The organism is Nonomuraea sp. CX421, from assembly GCF_059358955.1.
On the sequence record NZ_JCADBK010000002.1, the window covers coordinates 22,292 to 41,963 of the forward strand.

Below are 19,672 nucleotides of genomic sequence, written 5' to 3' on the forward strand. Positions count from 1 at the left end.
GGAAGAAAACGCCCGCCAGAAGTTTACGGATAAGGATCGTCCTCCGGCGGACTGTTTCTTACATCCCATGAGGGAGATAGCGACTCCCTGTGCATACGGGGGCAGCATTGCGTAGCGAACCGAAGTGAGTCATCTTGGGCCCACCACTAGCGATTCAAGGGAGGGACGAAAGGTGGGGGACGACAATTTCGGGCACCTCGAGCGTCTGGTCTCAGAGCTCGGCGCACGCGGGTTGCTCGCACGGGTGGTCCGGACCCAGAGCGGACGGCTGTTCGTGCGGGTGATAAATCCGAACGCGACGAGCCTCTCCGAGAACGTCACCTGTCGGCCGACCGCGGTCTCCGACCTCCCCGACTGGTGGTACTGCTGGTCGTGGGGCGAGCGGATGCACACGGCCGACGACCCTGCCGGTGCCGCGACGAAGGTCGCGCGCGTGCTCGCCGCAGTGGGGGAATGACAGGGCGGTGACCCTGGTGGAGCGCAGCCACCACGGCTCACCGCGACCGCTGCGGCCCCAGGGAGCCGGCGGGGTGATCGGTGCGGAGGGCCTCCGGGGTCCTGGTCATCCCGCCGGTTCCGGCCCAGGAACCGATCAGAGGCGCGTACGGCCGGCGAGCCGTACGGAACGAGCCCGCCCTCCGGTGGGCGACCCACTCCCCAGAACGGCGCGGGACATGCTTCCGGGTGCGTGTCCCGTCCGAGCCGTACGTCACCGGAGCGTCAGGATCTCGCCCTCCGCGGCCACGAAACCCTGACGACCCCGTCTTCCCCGGCGTGATGTGACGGCGGCCGGTTCGGTCGGCGGTATTCCCTGGGCCAAAATAGGCCCAGAGAACCGCCGACCGAATCGCTTTACGGAGAGGGCTTCACCCCGTGATCATGCTGGCGACCGCCACCCCATCGCCGAGTCCGAGTCCGAGCCCGAGCCCAAGCCCGAGCGACGAGCTTCTCGACCTGGACAAGGTGGGCCAGCAGATGGCGACGATCTGTCAGGACGACACGCTCCTCTGCTCCACGTTCGCCAACCTGTTCAACGGCGCCACCTGGGCGCCCATCGCCGCCAGCGCCATCACGATCCTGCTGATCGTGGTCTTCGGGTTCGTCATCCGCAACATCGTGCACCGGCTGATCACCAAGGTGGTCAACCGCGCGGCCAACACCGGCTCGATCGCCACCCGCTGGCGCAAGGGCGCGGCCACCGAGGGCATCGACGCCCTGCTGCACGAACGCCGCAAGCAGCGAGCCGAGACGATGGGCTCGGTGCTCAGGCACGTCGCCACGATCGTCATCCTCGGCACCACGGTGCTGACCGTGCTCGACCGGCTGACGATCCCCATCGCTCCCCTGCTGACCAGTGTCGGCATCCTCGGCGTCGCCGTCGGCTTCGGCGCGCAGGAGCTGGTCAAGGACTTCATCGCGGGCATGTTCATGCTGATGGAGGACCAGTACGGCGTGGGCGACGTGGTCGACGTGGGCGCCGCGATCGGCACGGTGGAAGCGGTCACCCTGCGCGTCACCCGGCTGCGCGACTCCGACGGCCGCGTCTGGTACGTCCGCAACGGCACCATCACCCGGGTCGGCAACGAGTCGCAGGGCTGGTCGCGCGCCTACCTCGACGTGCCGGTCGGCTACGCCACCGACATCGCGGCGGTGCGCGACATGCTGGCGAAGGTGGCCGACGAGCTCTGGGACGACCCTGAGTTCCGCCAGACGGTGATCGTGGAGCGCCCCGACGTGTTCGGCGTGGAGCAGTTGTCCGACAGCAGGCTGGTGTTCCGCATCTCGGTCAAGACACTGCCCGCCAAGCAGGCCGAGGTGGCCCGGGAGCTCAGGTACCGGGTCAAGCTGGCGCTCGACTCCGCGGGCATCGCCATGGTCCCCAACGCATAGGCTTGGGGCGTGACTGAAACCTCCTTTTACGACGCTGTCGGGGGCGAGGAGACCTTCCGCCGCCTCGTTCACCGTTTCTACGAGGGCGTCGCGAAGGACCCGCTGCTGCGCCCGCTCTATCCGGAGGAAGACCTCACAGGTGCCGAGGACCGGCTTCGGGGTTTCCTGATCCAGTACTGGGGCGGCCCCAATACCTACAGCCAGGAGCGGGGCCATCCGAGGCTGCGCATGCGGCACGTGCCGTTCGTGATCGGCGAGGCCGAGCGCGAGGCGTGGCTCAAGCACATGCGTGACGGGGTCGACTCGCTGGACCTTCCCGAGGAGCTGGAGAGCCGGCTCTGGACCTATCTCGTCAACGCGGCCCACAGTTTGGTGAACTCCCCGACATAGCGGGCATGACCGCCACATGGTTATCCCCTGGTGGCGTGACGCAGTCGTCTATGAGATCTACGTTCGCAGCTTCGCCGACGCCTCGGGTGATGGCGTCGGCGACCTGGCCGGCATCCGGCAGCGCCTCCCCTACCTGCGCGAGCTAGGGGTCGACGCCATCTGGCTGACGCCCTTCTACCCGTCCCCGATGGCCGACGGCGGCTACGACGTCGCCGACTACCGCGACGTCGACCCGTTATTCGGGTCGCTGGCCGACTTCGAGGAGCTGGTCGCCGAGGCGCACGCGCACGAGCTGAAGGTGCTCGTGGACGTCGTGCCCAACCACAGCTCCGCCGAGCATCCCTGGTTCCAGGCGGCGCTGCGTGGCGAGGGCCGCGACCGCTACCTCTTCCGTGACGAGCCCAACAACTGGCAGTCCACGTTCAGCGGCCCGGCGTGGACCCGGCTGCCCGACGGGCAGTGGTACCTCCACCTGTTCGCCCCCGGGCAGCCCGACTTCAACTGGCGCAACCCCGAAGTCCACGACGAGTTCCTCGACGTCCTGCGGTTCTGGCTCGACAGAGGCGTCGACGGGTTCCGGATCGACGTGGCGATGGGCCTCTACAAGGAGGAGGGGCTGCCGGACGTCAAGGACCAGTCGTTCAAGGCGGTCTCGCCGATCTGGGGCCGGCCCGAGGTGCACGACGTCTACCGGGCCTGGCGCAAGCTGCTCGACGAGTATCCGGGCGAGCGGATGGCCGTGGGCGAGGTGTGGACCGACGACCTGGCCGACCTCGCGCTGTACGTCCGCCCGGACGAGCTGCACCAGAGCTTCAACTTCGCCTGGCTGCAGGCTCCCTGGTCGGCGACGGCGTTCCGGAAGGTGATCGACGACACCCTGGCGACCGTCCCGTTCGCCACCTGGGTGCTGTCCAACCACGATGTCGTACGGCACCGCACCCGTTACGAGGCGACCGAGCCCGGCCTCGGTCTCGCCAGGGCGAAGGCGGCGTTGCTCGCCATGCTGGCGCTGCCCGGCTCGGCCTACCTCTACCAGGGGGAGGAGCTGGGCCTGCCCGAGGTGCTGGATCTGCCGGCGGAGGCGCGCCAGGACCCGGTCTTCCTCCAGTCGGATGGCACGCTGCCCGGCCGCGACGGCTGCCGGGTGCCGTTGCCGTGGTCGTCCGGCGGGGCGTCCCACGGGTTCTCCCCCGACGGAGCGCGGCCCTGGCTGCCCCAGCCGCCGGACTTCGCGGCGCTCAGCGTCGAGGCCCAGACCGGCGACCCCGCGTCGACGCTGGAGTTCTACCGCAGGGCGCTGGCCTGCCGTCGCGAACTGGCGGGATCGATTCCTTACACCATCGAGTGGCTGGATTCCACCCCGGATGCGCTTTTCTTCACCCGTGGGCCGCTGACCTGCGCCATCAACTGCGGTGTGGAGCCCGTACGACTGCCGCCGCACGACCGGGCGCTGATCGCGAGCGGCCCGCTGGAAGGGAAGATGCTGCCGCCCGACACCGCGGTCTGGCTGCGCACCGGCTGATCACGGCGGCCGTGGCACGACATGGGCGTTCGGTTCGCCGCGGGCGGGGATGACGGGCAGCGAGAGCAGCGTGCAGGCCAGCCCCGCGGCGAACCCGGCCCAGTAGCCCACGCTCGTGATGAGCAGCCCGGCCAGCGGGGCGGCGGCCAGGGCGACGCTGTTCTGCAGCGTGTTGTGGGTGCCGAGCACCCGCCCGGCCCAGCCGGGCCCGGCCAGCTCCCCCGCGGCGAGGTAGGCCAGGCCGTTGCCGGCCACGGTCATCAGCGCGGCCAGGGCGAGCATGACGGGGCCGAGCCAGGACCGCGTGGCCGTGCCCAGCACGAGCAGCGCGAGCACGGCCAGCGATCCGCACGTCAGGATTCGCATGGGCGCCATCCGCAGGCCCGAGCGGTCGGACCAGCGGCCCACCGCGACGCGTGCCACCGCGCCGCCGATCGCGGCCACGCCGAACAGCTGTCCGGCGTGCACGACGTCCCAGTGGTAGACGCCGACCAGGCAGGTGACGCCGTACGTGCTGATCGCGATCTGCGGCACCACCTGCAGTGCGCTGGTGGCGTGCACCCGCCAGAGCGTGACCTGCCGGTACGGCGAGGCGGCCGGCGGCGGCCGGGTGCCGGAGACCGTGTGCGGCGGGTCGGCCAGGAACAGCCCGGCAAGCACGGCGGCCAGCAGGCTGACGGCGGCGCAGACGGCGAGCACGCCCGGGATGCCGTGGGCCCGCGAGACGGGCGGCAGGACGAACGCGGCCACGGCCATGCCGAGCGTGTAGGAGACCTGGCGCAGGCCCATGGCGACGCCGCGTTCGGGCGGCTGGAACCAGCCGAGCACGATCCGGCCGCCGCCCACCATCGCGGCCGAGCCCGCCGCTCCGGCCAGTGCCAGCAGGCCGATCACCGCCCACGTCGCGGTGACCTGGGTCAGGCAGGCGAGCAGCACGGCCGCCAGCCCGACGCCGAGGCCGAGCACGAGCCGTTCGCCGCGACGGTCGGCCAGCATGCCCCAGGGGACGAGGGCGAGCAGGATGCCGAGCGCGGGCGCGTTGCCGATGAAGCCGGCGACGGGCAGCGAGACGCCGAAGAAGCGCTGGATGTCGGGCATGACCAGGGGGAGGCCGAAGAGGCCGAGCGTGACGCTGGCGTGGGCGTTGACCCCCAGCGCGAGCATCAGCCAGCGCCGGCGGTGGGCGTCCTTCACGGCACGGCGGCTAGCCCGCGGCCTGAAAGCGCCTGAGGTAGGCGACCTCGTCGTCCGTCAGCCTGCGGGGAGCCGCGCGCTCCACGTCGTAGGCGACGATCACCGAGGTGGCGGTCACGAACACCTCGTCCTCGTCGCGGATCTCGTACTGGAGCGTGAACCTGACCGGCCGCAGCTCGGTCACCCAGGTCTCCACCAGAACCGGCTCGGCGCGGAAGCCGAGCGGGCGGCGGTAGTCGATCTCGTGCCGGGCGACGACGAGGCTCTTGAAGGGGGCGTCACCCGCTTTGTACGGGTCGATGTGGAGCATCCCGAGCCGGGCGTCCTCCAGATAGTCGAAGAACCGGACATTATTCACATGTCCCAGCGAATCGATGTCCGCGAACCGCACCATTCTGGGAAAGACATGCCGCTGAGCCAGGGAGTTTCGTGCCACTGCGCCACCGTACCGGTTGCGGTCGGGCGCCCTTACTCCGGGCGGTGCACGCCGGCACGTCGAGCGCCGAGACCACGACCGGGCCGCCCGCGGCTTCCTGAGGACGAGGAGCGGGAGGCCTGGCGCGAAGCCCGCCGGGCCGGTCAGGATCAGAGGAGGCCCTATTATTTCTAGATTTCAATACTAGAATCCAGTTCACATCAGCAACCGGTCAAGGATCGAGGTGTCAGATGAGCGGGATCGTCGAAGGTCGCGTGGTGATCGTCACGGGCGCGGCCAGGGGCATCGGGCGGGGGCACGCGCTCGAGTTCGCCCGCCAGGGCGCGAAGGTCGTGGTCAACGACCTCGGCGCGGAGGTCGACGGCACGGGATCGTCGGAGGCCGCGGCGGCCGTCGTCGAGGAGATCGAGGCACTGGGCGGGGAGGCGATCGTCAACGGCGAGGACGTCTCCGACTTCGACGGCGCGGCCCGGCTGGTCCAGTCGGCCGTCGACCACTTCGGCGACCTGCACGTGCTGGTCAACAACGCCGGCATCCTGCGCGACCGGATGCTGGTCAACATGACCGCCGAGGAGTGGGACGCGGTCATCAGGGTGCACCTGCGCGGCACGTTCGCGCCGCTGCGCCACGCCGCCGCCTACTGGCGGGGCCGGGCGAAGTCCGGCGAGCCGGTGGACGCGCGGATCATCAACACCACGTCCTCCTCCGGCATCTACGGCAATCCCGGGCAGGGCAACTACGGCGCGGCCAAGGCCGGCATCGCGGGCCTGACCGTCATCGCGGCCAAGGAACTGGCGAGGTACGGCGTGACGGTCAACGCCGTCGCCCCCGCCGCGCTCACCCGCATGACGGAGGGCCTCATCCCGAGCGGCGCCGCGGCCGACCCCGACGACATCGCCCCGCTGGTGGTCTGGCTGTCCAGCGCCGAGGCCCGGGGCGTGACCGGCCGGGTGTTCAACGTGCGGGCCGGGATGATCAGCGTGGCCGAGGGCTGGCACGCCGGCCCGGCCGTGGACAAGGGCGGCCGGTGGGACCCGGCCGAGCTGGGCGCGGTCATCCCCGCCCTGGTCGACAAGGCCGCGCCCAACGCGCTGACCAACGGCCAGATCCCCGGACGGGAGAGCTGACATGCCGCTCGACCACGGATCGATCGGCGTCGAGAGCCCACCGCACGAGCGCTCGTGGACCGCCAAGGACACCATGCTGTACGCCCTCGGGGTCGGCGCGGGCGTGCGCGAGACGGTCTTCAGCACGGAGAAGGACCAGCGGGTGCTGCCCACGTTCGCGGTGCTGGCCGCGCAGGCGCCGGGCGGGCGGCGGATCGGCGACTTCGACCCGGCCATGCTGGTCCACGCCGAGCAGGGCTTCGAGCTGCACCGCGAGCTGCCGCCGGCGGGCCGCGTGCGGACCACCTCGAAGGTCACCGGCATCTACGACAAGGGGTCCGGCGCGCTGGTCACCAGCGAGTCGCTCGCCGTCGACCCCGGCACCGGCGAGCCCGTGGTCACCTCTCGCAGTGCCGTCTTCATCAGGGGCGAAGGCGGATTCGGCGGCGACCGGGGCCCGCGTGACGACTGGTCCGTGCCGGAGCGGGCGCCCGACCACAAGGTGACCTATCCGACCACGCCCGACCAGGCGCTGATCTACCGGCTCTCCGGCGACTACAACCCGCTCCACTCCGACCCCGAGTTCGCCGCACGGGCCGGGTTCGACCGCCCGATCCTGCATGGTCTGTGCACCTACGGCGTGACCGGGCGGGCGCTGCTGCACGCCGTGGCGGGGTCGGATCCGGCCAGGTTCGGGGCGATGTCGGGCAGGTTCACCAGCCCGGTCTTCCCCGGCGAGTCGCTCACGGTGTCGATCTGGGTGGACGGCCCGGCCGTGCTCTTCAGGACGGCCAAGGACGACGGGACCGTGGTGATCGACAGGGGGCGGGCCGCGATCAGCGCCCGTCCAGCCCCCTGAGCGGGTCGAGGCGGCGGATCAGCGTCATCGCCGCCTCGATGATCTCCTGCGCCTCCTTCTCGGTGTCGCTGGTGGCGACCTCTCGGGCGGCCTCGGCGATGATGCTGGTCAGCACGGCCACGGTGAACCGGTCGAGCGGCTCTCCCCCGGCGCCGAGCAGCACGGCGTTCTGGCGTACCCACTCCCTGCCCCGGGTGCGGCGGATCAGCTCGAAGCCCGGCGGGCCGTCGCCGTTCATGAACAGTCTGACCAGATCGCGCCGGTCCCAGGCGCCGGCGAGGTAGGCCCGGGCGCCGGAGATCAGCAGCTCGACCGGGTCGTCGACGCCGGTCTGCCTGGCCCTGGCCACGCTGGAGGCCGAGGCCTCCTCGTGGGCGGCCTGGTGGTCCTCGTACAGCGCGAGGAACAGCTCCGTCTTGCCGCCGAAGTGATGGTAAAGGCTGCCCACGCTCGACCCGGCGCGGGCCACCACGTCGGCCACGTTGGCCTCCGCGAAGCCGTGCTCACTGAAGATCTCGCGGGCCGCCCTGAGCATGCTCTTGCGGGTCTCGGCCGTACGACTCCACTCCCACGAAGACTTGCGCGCCATCGGACCATCGTAGCCGAGCAAATTCTAGAATCGTGTTCTTGACAGCCCGCCGGGGCGACTCTTTGCTAGAAGCAAATTCTAAAATCTGGGAGGCGGCTGTGGACTTCTCGCTCAGCACCGAGGAACGGCAGATCCGCGACACGGTCCGGTCCTTCGTGGAGAAGGAGATCATGCCGCTGGAGCCCGGCGTCCTCCGCAACGAGCGTGAAGGCCGCCCCGGCCTCGACCCCGAAACCGTCCGCGACCTGCGCGCCAAGGCCAGGAAGAGCGGCTTCTGGGGCATCAACACCCCCGAGGAGTACGGCGGAGCCGCGCTCGGCCCCGTGATGTCCGCGATCATCGCCATGGAGGTCGGCAGGACGTTCGTCCCGTTCACCTTCGGCGGCAGCGCCGACAACATCCTCTATGCCGGCACCGAGGAGCAGAAGCGGCGCTACCTCGTCCCGACGATCGAAGGCGAGCGCCGCTCCTGCTTCGCGATCACCGAGCCGGGCGCGGGCTCCGACGCCCGCAACATCCGCACCCGCGCGGTCCGCGACGGCGCCGAATGGATCATCAACGGCGAGAAGACCTTCATCACCGGCGGCAACGAGGCCGACTTCGTGATGGTCTTCGCCGTGGCCGAGCCGTACGGCGTCACCTGCTTCCTGGCCGACCGCGACATGGGCTGGCGATCCGAGCCGATCCCGACCATGGGCCAGTGGGGCCCGGCCTCCCTGGTGTTCCAGGATGTACGGGTGCCGGAGGAGAACATCCTCGGCGAACTCGGCAAGGGCTTCGAACTGGCCATGCAGTGGATCGGCCAGGGCCGGTACATGATCCCGGCCAGGGCCATCGGGGCCGCCGAACGCATGCTCGGCATGGCGATCGACTACGCCAGGATCCGCGAGTCCATGGGCCGGAAGATCTCGGAGTACCAGGCGATCCAGTGGATGATCGCCGACTCCCAGGTGGAGATCGAAGCGGCCAAGTGGCTGACGCTGTACGCGGCCTGGCAGGTCCAGCAGGGCATGGACGCCCGGCACGCCTCGTCCATCGCCAAGCTCAACGGCGCCCTCATGGCCAACCAGGTCGTCGACCGGGTGCTGCAGATCCACGGCGGCATGGGCTACACCAAGGAGCTGCCGATCGAGCGGTGGTACCGCGAGCTGCGCCTGCTGCGCATCTTCGAGGGCACCGACGAGATCCAGCGCCGCACGATCGCCCGCAACCTGATCAAGGGCCACGCCCGCCTCGGCACCATCGGCGAGTGAACCGCGGCGGCGGCCGGGGGGAGAGATCGCCGCCGCCGCGGGGCTCTAGGGGAGCCGGTTCGCCAGGACGAGCGTGGCGGCCGAGGCGAACATTCCGCCGTTGCCCAGCACCACACTCACCTCGGCGTCCGGCACCTGGGCCGCCGCCTCGCCGCGGAGCTGCCGCACGGCCTCCTGGATGGCGAACATCCCGTACATCCCGGTGTGCGTGTACGAGAGGCCGCCACCGTTGGTGTTGAGCGGCAACCGGCCACCCGGCGACGTGTGGCCCTCGGCGATGAACGCCCCAGCCTCGCCCCGCCCGACGAACCCGAGGTCCTCCAGGCCGTAGATCGGCACGTGCGCGAAGGCGTCGTACACCATGAGATGGTCCACCTCGTCATGCGAGATCTTCGCCTCGGCGAACGCCGCCTCGCCCGACAGCCGGAACGCCTTTGAGGTGGTGAAGTCCTCCATCTGCGAGATGATCGGCGACTCGGCCGCCTCTCCGGACCCCAGCAGATGGACCGGGCTCCGGCGGGCCCGTTCGGCCGACGTCACGACCAACGCCCCGCCGCCGTCGGTCACCAGGCAGCACTCCAGCAGGTGGAACGGGTAGGCGACCAGCCGCGAGGCCAGCACGTCGTCCACCGTGATCAGGTCGCGGTACATCGCCCTCGGGTTGAGATGCGCCCACCGCCGCTGCGCCACGGCGACCTCGGCCAGCTGCTCGTGCGTGAGCCCCGTCGCCTTCATGTAGCGCAGCGCCGTCAGCGTGAACATCGTGGCGGGCCCCATCACGCCGTACGGCACCTCGAACTGCCCCGCCAGCGAGTCGGCCGCCATCCCGAACCTCGACGCGCCGACCCGCGACCTGCCCGACTCACCGTGGGTGATCAGCACCGTGTGGCACAGGCCGGCCCGGATGGCCGCCGCGGCGTGCCGTACGTGGAACAGGAAGGACGACCCGCCCACCGCCGTGCCGTCGAGCCAGGCGGGGGTGATGCCGAGCGCGTGCGCGAGCTGGATCGGGCCCGGGTTGCCTACGGTGGCGATGCCGTCGACGTCGTCCTTGGTCATGCCCGCGTCGGCGAGCGCGTTGCGGGCCGCCTCCAGGTGCAGCGCGGTGGTCGAGTGTCGCGGGAGCCGCCCCACCTCGTCGGTCTCGGCGGCGCCGGCGATCACGATGCTCACGCCGCTCCTCCCGCGGGCTCGAAGAGCGGCACGCTGACGTCGCCGCGCCGCTCGAAGACGACACGAAGCGGCAGGTCGAGCGGGAGGTTCTCGGGCGTGATCTCGACGCCCACGATGTTCGTCATCATCCGCACGCCCTCCTCCAGCTCCACCACGGCGATCGCGTACGGGCCGTCGTCCTCGAACCCGCGAGCGGGCCGATGGTTGATCACGTACGAGTAGAGGGTCGCGCGGCCGCTGGCCCGCACCCATTCGACCTCGTTGGCACCGCAGTGCGGGCAGCTCGGCCGGGGATAGAAGTAGTGCCGCGCGCACGCCTGGCAGCGCTGGATCCTGAGCTCGCCCGCCGCCGCGCCGTCCCAGAAGGGCTGCGTCTCCGGCGTGGGCTTCGGTACCGGCTTCATCGGCCTCCCCATCTTTCTAGAATCACACTCTAGAGTCAGATGCGGAACCACGGGAGACCTTTCCGGGGTCGTGGAGGTTCACGCCGGAATGCTCACGGGCTGGGGATGCTCACGGGCTGGGAATGCCGTCTCCGTTCCGGCCCCGTCCGGCCAGCACCTCCTCCAACGTCGCCCGCCAGTCGTCGGGGTCGCGCTTGCCGGGCTGGGCGAGCTGGATCAGCACACCCTGCGCCTCCTTGGGGTGCAGGAACACCTCCTTCCAGCGAACATCCCCGATGTTCAGGCCGTGCAGCCGGTAGCCGCGTCCGGCCAGCCGGGCCACGGCGGCCTCGATGTCGTTGACGTGGAAGTTCAGGTGGTGAACGCCGCCCCTGCCCCGGGTCAGCTCGAAGAACGTGTCGAAGAACGTCGATCCGGACAGCGGCTCCATGAGCTCGACCTTGCCGCCGTTGGCGTAGGTGAGTTGCAGGGTGCGGTAGCCGCTCACCCGGTTGTCTCCGCCGCCGCCGCGATGCTCGCCGCCCAGCAGGTCGCGGTAGATCGGGAGCAGGTCCCTGATCCTCGGCGCCGCCACGGCCGTGTGGTCGAAGGTCACTTCGAGTCCGTCCAGTTCCAGATCCACGCACGGCCCCTTCCGCCTCAATCCTAGAATTTGATTCTAGACGGAAGTCCTCCGCGTCGCACGCCCACTCACGCGACATCTCCCGAAGACGAACGCCGAAAGGTCAGGCGGTGGACACCCTCGACGCCCACCGCCTGACCTCCCTCACCTCGCCCGCCCGACTCGCCCCGCTCTCGCCGCGACCGGTCGGCCGTTACCTTCTAGCAGGAGGCCAGGCCCCACGACTGAGAGCCACTGACCTTCTTACTGTGCAGGATCGTGCTTTCCAGGCGGGGAACGGAAATGCACCATCCCCAACTGCCGCCGATGTGCGCCTTGAAGCGGACGATGCTGTTGCCGCAGTTGCGGTACGCGACGTACTGCGTGCCGCCGGAGGTGTAGCTACTGGCACCGCACGGGTCGGCCGAAGCGGCCCCCGCCGGAACAACCAGAGCGGACGAAATCACCGCCGCGACAAAAACACCCTTGAGAAAACGGGACATGGCCATCCTTTCCTCATAACTGTCGTCATGTAATGGCCGCCCCCGCCAGGCCTCAACGGCTTGACCTGGCCGCGGCCAGCGAACGTCGCTAGCTCGCAAACGCGTTGCGGCCGTTCCTCGGCTCCTCGTCGATGAGGCACTGGGCTATCGACGGGCCTGCGCCGACCCGCTTCCACACGCCGTATCTCGTGGTGTACGTCGACTTGCCGATCCGGTAGCAGTCGACGATCGCCCTGAAGGACCCCGTGCCCTTCGTGCAGTTGAACCAGTAGGCGTTGTCCTTGTACAGGCTGCTGCAGCTGGAGGGGGCGGCAGACGCCGCGCTCGCCGGCATGAGCATCGCCCCGGTCGCCAGCGCGCTGACCGCCATGAGCTTGACAGCCTTACTGAACATGTTGAGCAAACCAATCTCCTGACAGAGGATAGGGAACAACGTGCGGGCCGCATCGCGTCGCGCACTCCCGAATTCACGCACCACGAACCCGGGAAACGGCACTCGAAAGCAAGCCCGATCTCCAGGCACGCATGCGATGCGTTCGAACGGCTGTTTCCGTGAACGTGGTCACCGGGAACGGTGCCCCGTGAACAATGGAAGGCGAGGGCCCGAACACGGCCCGTTCACGCGGGGCCGATCAGCTGCGATCGGCCCGTCTCATGGGCTGTGCCGCCCGTCCGTGGCCGGCCTGTTCGCAGGCTTTCGGCCCATCTGTTGCGGATCTCGTCGCATGGTCGCCGCAGTCACCGTGCAGATGAGCGCGGCCCCACAGGGACGGCATCGCACCGGCGCCGAGGCCCCCTGAGGGAGATCGACGCCCACGAAAATCCGGGTGCGGGACGTGGTGTAACTGCCGGCAACCGCGATGCGGCCGACGACCTGGCCGCCTCGGCGAAAGCGCCCTTGAGCATGCGCGTCATGGCCATCCTTCCAGCTACCGCCGTAGCGGTTTCGGTGGTCACGAAGATCAGCCTGCCAGGTTCCTTCGCGGGGAACAACGCATGTTTCGGCCACACAACGGCTGATTCCGGCCAGCGAGGAGCACACGGCGCTGATCACGCCATTTCACGCCGGGACCTCGTCACGGCACCCCAACCTGGACTCACTCCGAATCGGCGCATGATGACGCGCACATCCGATAGGGACGCGTTGGCCATCGGTAATCGCCGCAGGATGCGCATCATTTTCCGCGTACCGAGTCGGCGAGATTCCCGCCACGACGTGTGCCCAGGTCTGGCTCATGCACCTGCGGTTGCACCGGTCCTTCTGCCGCACTGACGCGTCCGCGAATCGCGTCGAGCGGGGCCATGCGGCTTTGTCGGTAGATATCGCCTTGCCGGTTCCGTTAAGAATCTGAACAATCGCCTAGCGTGATGGGGATCTCCGGCTTCGAGCCGACCTTTCTTGTCGGGCTTGGAGCCGTCCGAAAGGAACATGGACCGGGCCTGGCCGCGCTTGCCGGCCGGCGTCTGACGGGGTTCGCGATCGTGTGTTTCGCCGAGGACGGGGACTGGTTCGCCGACTGTCCCGTCGTCTTGGACTTCGACGGTGTCCAGGCAGAGATCTGCCACTGGAAGCTCGATGAGCTGTCGATCGGCTGGAACAGCATCGACACGACGGGCGCGATCAGTGGCTGGGAGTGGTTCGAGCTGACTCCGGCATGGTCCAGCGCCGACGAACGGCTTGAGCCGTTCGTCGGCCAAGAACTGCGCCAAGTCGCTCTGCTCGAGTGGCGTCCTTCGGGTCATGACCTGGCGGACGGCAGCGTCGCGGTGGAGTTCGTCTTTGATGCAGGTCGTTTCCACATCTCCAACGCTCTTGATGAGAACAGCATCGATCTCGGCGACGCTCATCCAGAATTCGTGCGGCACCGGTTGGACTTCGGCGCGCAGCCTGATCAGGTCGCCTCCGGTTGATCTCGATGACCGGCAGAAGGGTCGCCCGACCCCGCGTGCTCATCCGGTGTGGGGCCCCAGCAGCGCTACGACCGCCGGGCCGTCCACCGCGACTCGGCTGGAACCTTGCCACCCTCGCCGGAAGATCATCAATTCCCTCAGGAGAGGATGCGTATGCCATGCACGCGGATCGTCACGTCCGTCGCGGCCGCCATCGGCGGAATTCTGGTCGCGCTCGCCCCAGGCTTCACGCAACCCGCCTGTGCCGCGCCCAAAAGGCGGGGCTCCAGGCTGCGTCGTCCGGGAAAGGAAACCGGGAGAAGTGCCGACTCACGGAATTCGCGATCCGGGATTCGAGCGGCGTTGACACTGCCGCACTTCGCTGAATCGGCCTCTCGTCCAGAAGGCCGAGCGTGCGTACACAGCTGAGTACATAGCGGAAAATGGGCGTATCCATGGCTGCGCTGTGGCCTGCAAGCGCAGGTCGGGGTAGTGCACACCGCATGACGAAGAAGCGGAAGGAAGACCCGTCGGTAGGCGACGAGGTCACCTGGCGAAGCCACGGATCAACCGCCCACGGCAAGGTCGAGAAGAAGATCACCGGCAGGCGGAAGGAAGCCGGTCGCACCGTGGCCGCCTCGCCCGACGACCCCCAGTACGTGGTGCGCAGCGAGAAAAGCGGCAAGCAGGCCGTGCACAAGCCGTCGGCCCTGCGCAAGGACAAGGGTTCGGATTGACCTCCTCCCGGCTCTGAAGATCCGGGATTCCAACCGTCGCCGGTTGGGCTTCCTGCTTCACCGCCGGTCGCCCGCCCGAGAGAGGACTCTCGTTGAGGTCTTACACCGGCTCCACAGGCGTTTCGCCTCTCCGCAAGCCCTGCGGCGAGGGCGTTTCCGATCGTTCGTCCGGTGGCTTGGGTGTCGCCACCGTCGAACACATTACCGAACCGTGCGGTGTCGTGCGGCGTTTTGATGGCGGTCCGCCTGGCGGCGAATCGCCTGCCCCTGCCCTGCTCCGCAGGGGTCCGATCCCTCCCCCGCCTGAACGCGGGGGTCTCCACGGAGGTTCCCGATGACCGAGGAGGAGCGGGCGGTCGCGGCCGAGTTCGACCAGGTGGTGAACATGACCGCCAAGGAGCTGGAACGCTGGCTCGCCACGGACGACTCCAAGACGGTGGGCCAGAAGAAGGACGGCGGCGGCGAATCCACCGGACACGAGTCCGGCCGCAAGATCGTCGGACTGCTCCAGGCGAAGAGGTCGTCCCTCACCGAGCAGGACTACGCACACATGCGCAAGGTGATCGGCTACATCCACCGGCACCTGGCGCAGCGCCCCTCCGGCGACGTCCGAGAGACCAAATGGCGTTATTCGCTGATGAACTGGGGCCACGATCCGCTCAAGTGAGCCCAGTCCGGCCGAGGACTTCGGCTCCCGACATTCCCGTCCGGCGGGCCGCCCGCGGCGATCCGCCCATGGCGCGATTCGAAGCCGGCCCGGGTGCGTGTTCACCCAGGTCACGTAGCGATACGGGTGCTCACTTCCCATCCGGAGATCGTCCTCCCCCAGTGAAAACCGGGTGACATTTCACAGCGCTTGCCGCAGTGTGGGGCGCGGTCGATGAGTTTTGTCGGTGGCGCCCGTCAGTCTGTCCATGACCACAAAGCCTTGGGCGACCGCGGGCCGTGACACCAGCCATGACCGCGTTCCGCCAGCCAATCCCGATCGAGGTACCGTGCCCAGCCCACAGCTCGACTCACTCCCCAAGCCCGCGGCCGCTGCTTCAGGTCGCACGCCGCCCGTGATCCGGCTGCTGGTGCTCGCCACATTCGTGGTCATCCTCAATGAGACGATCATGATCAATGCGATCCCGAGAATGATGGACGCGCTGCACATCACCGAGCAGACCGCGCAGTGGCTCTCCACCGCCTTCATGCTCACCATGGCCGCGGTCATCCCGACCACCGGGTGGTTCCTGCAGCGGGTGACCACCCGTCGCGCGTACGCCACCGCGATGGGTCTGTTCCTGATCGGCACGGCGTTGGCGATCGTGGCGCCGTCTTTCGAGGTGTTGCTGGGCGCCCGCATCATCCAGGCGTCCGGGACGGCGCTGATGATGCCCCTGCTGATGACCACGCTGATGCAGGTGGTGCCCGAGCAGGACCGGGGCCGGGTGATGGGCAATGTCACCCTTGCCATCTCGGTCGCGCCGGCGATGGGCCCGACGATCTCGGGAGTGATCCTCCAGTTCGGGTCCTGGCGCCTGTTGTTCGTCGTGGTGCTCCCCATCGCCGCCGTGATCACCTGGCGTGGCCTGAAGCGGCTCGAGAACATCGGCGAGCCTCAGTTCAGCAGCATCGACTGGCTCAGCGTGACAACGGCCGCCGCCGGCTTCGGCGGCCTCGTCTACGGGCTCAGCCAGTTCGAGGGCGGCGACGTCCGCGTCGCCGCCGCGATCGTGGCGGCCGGGCTGATCACCATCGCCGTCTTCGTCGTCCGCCAGCTGTCGTTGCAGAAGCGCGGCGTGCCGCTCCTGGACCTGCGCACCCTGCGCCATCGCACCTACACGGTCGCGCTGATCCTGATGGCGGTGGCCTTCATGGCGATGCTCGGCTCAATGATCTTGCTGCCGCTGTACCTGCAGAGCGTCCGCGAGCTCAATCCCCTGGAGACTGGGCTCCTCGTGATGCCGGGTGGCCTCGCGATGGGGCTGCTGGGTCCGGCCGTCGGCCGCCTGTTCGACAAGTTCGGCGGCCGGGTGCTGGTCATCCCCGGCGCGATCGGGATCATGTTCGCGCTCACCGGCTTCACCCAGGTATCGATGACCATGCCCTACTGGCAGATCCTCGGTCTGCACGCGCTGCTGATGGTGAGTCTGGCCGCGACCTTCACGCCGGTGTTCACCCTCGGGCTCGGAGCGGTCCCCCCACGGCTCTACTCCCATGGCAGCTCGATCCTGAGCACGCTGCAACAGGTCTCCGCGGCCTTCGGCACCGCACTCGTGATCACCGTCATGAGCGCGCGAGCCGATGCCCTGAGATCCGCCGGAGCCACCGAGGCGCTCGCCACCCTCGGCGGCATGCGGCTGGCCTTCATCATCGGCGCGGTGCTGTCCGTGATCGTGGTCGTCACCGCCCTGCTCCTACCGGCGCGGGCGGCCAACGCCGACGAACTCGAGGGCCCCCGGGCGGCCAACCCTGCATGACGGCGGCGCGACGCCGTAACGTCGGGATGCCCGAGATGGTCCGCCAACTGCCACGAGTTCGTGCGCCGTACATCGGCCAGCAGCCCACGGACCAGGCCCCCGAGGGTCGCCTTCGGCTCGGGCCGCTTCATCAAACGATCAGCGATCGCGCGGTCACCGCCGTGCGCCCGGCATCCCACGACACGACCAGCTCGTTAGGTGAGGCACGAGGCCACGCGCGGACCATCGCCGACACCACCACGCGGGTGAGCGGCTCAGAGATCTACCGGCGTAGTGCCGGAGCCCGGCATGACGTACCGGCTGGGATGACGCCGATCCAGCAGGCTGTCGTGGAAGGACCACACGATCCGCACCTGGCGGGAGAGCCGCGAAGCACTCACGGGCCGGGCGTCTGACCTGAGTGGCCGAGGCCGACGACGACCGTTCACGGTGGCCGGCCTGCCCCGCGCTGGGCAGCGGGGACGGCGGACCCTCCAGACGGCCAACCGTTCGTGTGGATCCACGGGCCGCCCGTCACAGCAGGCTGAACGGGTGATCCCGTGTGCCTCGGGAGGGTGCCGTCGCGGCGGCCGGCCACGTGAACCTCGTAAGCGTCACCCTGGACAGGCCCCGACCACGGGCGGCGGTTGGGCCTTCCCGTGCTTGCCGTACAAGCTGGAAACGGCGGCGAACGACGGGTACGCACGAGCCGGAACGGCGGCGAGAGACATGTCCCAAGCACGAGCCGGAACTGCGGTGAGACGCATGCCTCGCCAACGAGCCGGAACGGCGGTGAAAGACATACCTCTCCCACGAGCCTTGAAGGCGGTGAGAGGTATGCCTCGTCCACGAGCCGGAACGGCGGTGAGAATCACGCGCCGCCCAGCGGACGTGGACGGCGGCGGGACGGCGAGCGGCGGCTAGGAACGGAAGTCGCGTGCCGCCGAGCGAGACCGGCGGCACGCTGTCACGCTCAGGCGCGGTGGAGCTTGCGGTAGGTGACGCGGTGGGGCCGGGCGGCGTCGGCACCGAGACGCTCGATCTTGTTCTTCTCGTAGTCGGCGAAGTTGCCCTCGAACCAGAACCAGTTGGAGCCTTCCTCCCACGCCAGGATGTGGGTGGCGATCCGGTCGAGGAACCACCGGTCGTGGGATGTGATGACCGCGCAGCCCGGGAAGTCGAGCAGGGCGTTCTCCAGCGAGGAGAGCGTCTCGGTGTCGAGGTCGTTGGTGGGCTCGTCGAGCAGCAGCACGTTGCCGCCCTGCTTGAGGGTGAGCGCCAGGTTGAGCCGGTTGCGCTCGCCGCCCGACAGGACGCCGGCCTTCTTCTGCTGGTCGGGACCCCTGAAGCCGAACGCGGCGATGTAGGCCCGCGACGGCATCTCGACATTGCCGACCTTGATGTGGTCGAGGCCGTCGGAGATGACCTCCCACACGTTCTTGGCGGAGTCGATGCCGCCGCGGCTCTGGTCGGCGTAGGAGATCTTGACCGTGTCGCCCACCGTGATCGCCCCCTTGTCGGGCGTCTCACTCCCGGTGATCATGCGGAACAGGGTGGTCTTGCCGACGCCGTTGGGACCGATCACACCGACGATGCCGTTGCGCGGCAGGTCGAAGGTGAGGTCTTCCATGAGCAGCCGGTCGTCGAACCCCTTGGTCAGGCGCTCGGCCCTGATCACCGTGGTGCCGAGGCGGGGCCCCGGCGGGATCTGGATCTCGTCGAAGTCGAGCTTGCGATGCTTGTCGGCCTCGGCCGCCATCTCCTCGTAACGCTGGAGACGGGCCTTGCTCTTGGTCTGGCGGGCCTTGGGGTTGGACCGGACCCACTCGAGCTCGTCCTCAAGCCGCTTCTTGCGCTTGACGTCCTTCTGCCCCTCGACCTTGAGGCGCTGGGTCTTGGCCTCCAGGTAGGTGGAGTAGTTGCCCTCGTAGGCGTAGGCACGGCCTCGGTCGAGCTCGAGGATCCAGCCGGCCACGTTGTCGAGGAAGTAGCGGTCGTGGGTGACGGCCAGCACTGTGCCGGCGTACTTCTCCAGGTGCTGCTCCAGCCACTGGACGCTTTCGGCGTCGAGATGGTTGGTCGGCTCGTCGAGCAGCAGCAGGTCGGGCGCCTCCAGCAGCAGCTTGCACAGGGCGACCCGGCGGCGCTCACCACCGGAGAGCTTGCTCACCTCGGCGTCGGGCGGCGGGCAGCGCAGGGCGTCCATGGCCTGCTCCAGCTGGCTGTCGAGCTCCCACGCGTTGCGGTGCTCGAGCTGCTCCTGCAGCTTGCCCATCTCGTCGAGCAGCTCGTCGCTGTAGTCGGTGGCCATCTGCTCGGCGATCTCGTTGTAGCGCTCAAGCAGCGCCATCGTCTCGGCGACGCCTTCCTGAACGTTGCCGAGGACGGTCTTCTCCTCGTTGAGTGGAGGCTCCTGCTGGAGCATGCCGACCGAGAAGCCCGGCATGAGCTTGGCGTCACCATTGGACGGCTGCTCCAGACCGGCCATCATCCGGAGCAGCGTCGACTTTCCGGTGCCGTTAGGGCCCAGGACGCCGATCTTGGCACCTGGCAGAAACGACAGCGTGACGTCGTCAAGGACAACCTTGTCGCCGTGCGCCTTGCGCACGCGCTGCAACGTATAGATGTACTCCGGCATGGTATCTAGCTTAGGGGCTCCTGACCCGGGCTTCTGCCTCTGG

Annotated in this window: 20 protein-coding genes and 1 pseudogene; 11 read left to right on the forward strand and 10 right to left on the reverse strand. The window is 68.8% G+C overall.

Annotated features, from left to right (window positions below; genetic code table 11):
• The first annotated feature begins 172 nt into the window (after window positions 1–172).
• The 4 genes from AC5L3X_RS03285 (at window position 173) to AC5L3X_RS03300 (ending at window position 3,802) form a co-directional block, all read left to right on the forward strand.
• On the forward strand, window positions 173–457 hold the full coding sequence (locus tag AC5L3X_RS03285; RefSeq protein ID WP_189127712.1) for a hypothetical protein: 285 nt from the start codon (window positions 173–175) through the stop codon (window positions 455–457).
• Window positions 458–975: 518 nt separating this feature from the next.
• Complete coding sequence (locus tag AC5L3X_RS03290; RefSeq protein WP_494854994.1) at window positions 976–1,890, forward strand: mechanosensitive ion channel family protein; 915 nt, start codon at window positions 976–978, stop codon at window positions 1,888–1,890.
• 9 nt (window positions 1,891–1,899) lie between these two features.
• Window positions 1,900–2,280: a globin gene (locus tag AC5L3X_RS03295; RefSeq protein ID WP_189127714.1), complete on the forward strand. Its 381-nt coding sequence runs from the start codon at window positions 1,900–1,902 to the stop codon at window positions 2,278–2,280.
• A gap of 16 nt (window positions 2,281–2,296) precedes the next feature.
• Entirely contained in the window at window positions 2,297–3,802 is a 1,506-nt protein-coding gene (locus AC5L3X_RS03300) for a glycoside hydrolase family 13 protein (RefSeq protein ID WP_494854995.1), read from the forward strand.
• Here the strand turns inward: AC5L3X_RS03300 and AC5L3X_RS03305 are convergent, their stop codons facing one another.
• The gene (locus AC5L3X_RS03305) at window positions 3,803–4,996 is read right to left on the reverse strand and encodes an MFS transporter (RefSeq protein ID WP_494854997.1); all 1,194 of its coding nucleotides are present in this window, start codon (window positions 4,994–4,996) and stop codon (window positions 3,803–3,805) included. It abuts the gene before it with no gap.
• A 10-nt stretch (window positions 4,997–5,006) separates the two neighbouring features.
• Complete coding sequence (locus AC5L3X_RS03310; RefSeq protein WP_189127752.1) at window positions 5,007–5,390, reverse strand: acyl-CoA thioesterase; 384 nt, start codon at window positions 5,388–5,390, stop codon at window positions 5,007–5,009.
• 272 nt (window positions 5,391–5,662) lie between these two features.
• On the opposite strand from AC5L3X_RS03310, the gene AC5L3X_RS03315 reads away from it, so the two are divergent.
• Both AC5L3X_RS03315 and AC5L3X_RS03320 read left to right on the forward strand, forming a co-directional pair.
• Window positions 5,663–6,559, forward strand: a complete 897-nt coding sequence (locus AC5L3X_RS03315) for an SDR family oxidoreductase (RefSeq protein ID WP_494854999.1) — start codon at window positions 5,663–5,665, stop codon at window positions 6,557–6,559.
• A gap of 1 nt (window position 6,560) precedes the next feature.
• Window positions 6,561–7,397 carry a MaoC/PaaZ C-terminal domain-containing protein gene (locus tag AC5L3X_RS03320; RefSeq protein ID WP_494855000.1) on the forward strand — a complete coding sequence of 279 codons (837 nt, stop codon included), beginning with the start codon at window positions 6,561–6,563 and terminating at the stop codon, window positions 7,395–7,397.
• Here the strand turns inward: AC5L3X_RS03320 and AC5L3X_RS03325 are convergent.
• Window positions 7,375–7,986 (reverse strand): TetR/AcrR family transcriptional regulator, encoded by a 612-nt coding sequence (locus tag AC5L3X_RS03325; protein ID WP_494855001.1) that lies wholly within the window; start codon window positions 7,984–7,986, stop codon window positions 7,375–7,377. The genes AC5L3X_RS03320 and AC5L3X_RS03325 overlap by 23 nt on opposite strands.
• Before the next feature lie 98 nt (window positions 7,987–8,084).
• On the opposite strand from AC5L3X_RS03325, the gene AC5L3X_RS03330 reads away from it, so the two are divergent.
• Window positions 8,085–9,239: an acyl-CoA dehydrogenase family protein gene (locus AC5L3X_RS03330; RefSeq protein WP_189127720.1), complete on the forward strand. Its 1,155-nt coding sequence runs from the start codon at window positions 8,085–8,087 to the stop codon at window positions 9,237–9,239.
• A gap of 45 nt (window positions 9,240–9,284) precedes the next feature.
• Here the strand turns inward: AC5L3X_RS03330 and AC5L3X_RS03335 are convergent, their stop codons facing one another.
• The 5 genes from AC5L3X_RS03335 to AC5L3X_RS03355 form a co-directional block, all read right to left on the reverse strand.
• Window positions 9,285–10,412, reverse strand: coding sequence for a thiolase C-terminal domain-containing protein (locus tag AC5L3X_RS03335; RefSeq protein ID WP_189127721.1), 1,128 nt, complete (start codon window positions 10,410–10,412; stop codon window positions 9,285–9,287).
• The gene (locus AC5L3X_RS03340) at window positions 10,409–10,816 is read right to left on the reverse strand and encodes a Zn-ribbon domain-containing OB-fold protein (RefSeq protein WP_494855004.1); all 408 of its coding nucleotides are present in this window, start codon (window positions 10,814–10,816) and stop codon (window positions 10,409–10,411) included. The genes AC5L3X_RS03335 and AC5L3X_RS03340 overlap by 4 nt, the downstream gene beginning before the upstream one ends.
• A 109-nt stretch (window positions 10,817–10,925) precedes the next feature.
• On the reverse strand, window positions 10,926–11,438 hold the full coding sequence (locus tag AC5L3X_RS03345) for a VOC family protein (protein WP_494855006.1): 513 nt from the start codon (window positions 11,436–11,438) through the stop codon (window positions 10,926–10,928).
• A gap of 200 nt (window positions 11,439–11,638) precedes the next feature.
• Window positions 11,639–11,920 (reverse strand): hypothetical protein, encoded by a 282-nt coding sequence (locus AC5L3X_RS03350; RefSeq protein ID WP_494855007.1) that lies wholly within the window; start codon window positions 11,918–11,920, stop codon window positions 11,639–11,641.
• Window positions 11,921–12,008: 88 nt separating this feature from the next.
• Window positions 12,009–12,314, reverse strand: coding sequence for a hypothetical protein (locus tag AC5L3X_RS03355; RefSeq protein ID WP_494855008.1), 306 nt, complete (start codon window positions 12,312–12,314; stop codon window positions 12,009–12,011).
• Window positions 12,315–13,285: 971 nt separating this feature from the next.
• On the opposite strand from AC5L3X_RS03355, the gene AC5L3X_RS03360 reads away from it, so the two are divergent.
• From AC5L3X_RS03360 to AC5L3X_RS03375, 4 genes are all read left to right on the forward strand, one after another.
• Complete coding sequence (locus AC5L3X_RS03360; protein WP_494855010.1) at window positions 13,286–13,831, forward strand: hypothetical protein; 546 nt, start codon at window positions 13,286–13,288, stop codon at window positions 13,829–13,831.
• Between the two features lie 482 nt (window positions 13,832–14,313).
• Complete coding sequence (locus tag AC5L3X_RS03365; protein ID WP_494855011.1) at window positions 14,314–14,547, forward strand: hypervirulence associated TUDOR domain-containing protein; 234 nt, start codon at window positions 14,314–14,316, stop codon at window positions 14,545–14,547.
• A gap of 334 nt (window positions 14,548–14,881) precedes the next feature.
• Window positions 14,882–15,214 (forward strand): DUF3140 domain-containing protein, encoded by a 333-nt coding sequence (locus tag AC5L3X_RS03370; RefSeq protein WP_494855012.1) that lies wholly within the window; start codon window positions 14,882–14,884, stop codon window positions 15,212–15,214.
• A gap of 328 nt (window positions 15,215–15,542) precedes the next feature.
• A complete protein-coding gene (locus AC5L3X_RS03375) occupies window positions 15,543–17,012 on the forward strand; it encodes an MDR family MFS transporter (RefSeq protein WP_494855014.1) in 1,470 nt (489 codons plus the stop codon).
• A gap of 26 nt (window positions 17,013–17,038) precedes the next feature.
• On the opposite strand, the pseudogene AC5L3X_RS03380 reads toward AC5L3X_RS03375, so the two are convergent.
• Window positions 17,039–17,238, reverse strand: a pseudogene (locus AC5L3X_RS03380) (hypothetical protein); the annotation flags it as partial.
• 726 nt (window positions 17,239–17,964) lie between these two features.
• The gene (ettA, locus tag AC5L3X_RS03385; protein ID WP_189127728.1) at window positions 17,965–19,629 is read right to left on the reverse strand and encodes an energy-dependent translational throttle protein EttA; all 1,665 of its coding nucleotides are present in this window, start codon (window positions 19,627–19,629) and stop codon (window positions 17,965–17,967) included.
• Window positions 19,630–19,672: the final 43 nt, after the last annotated feature.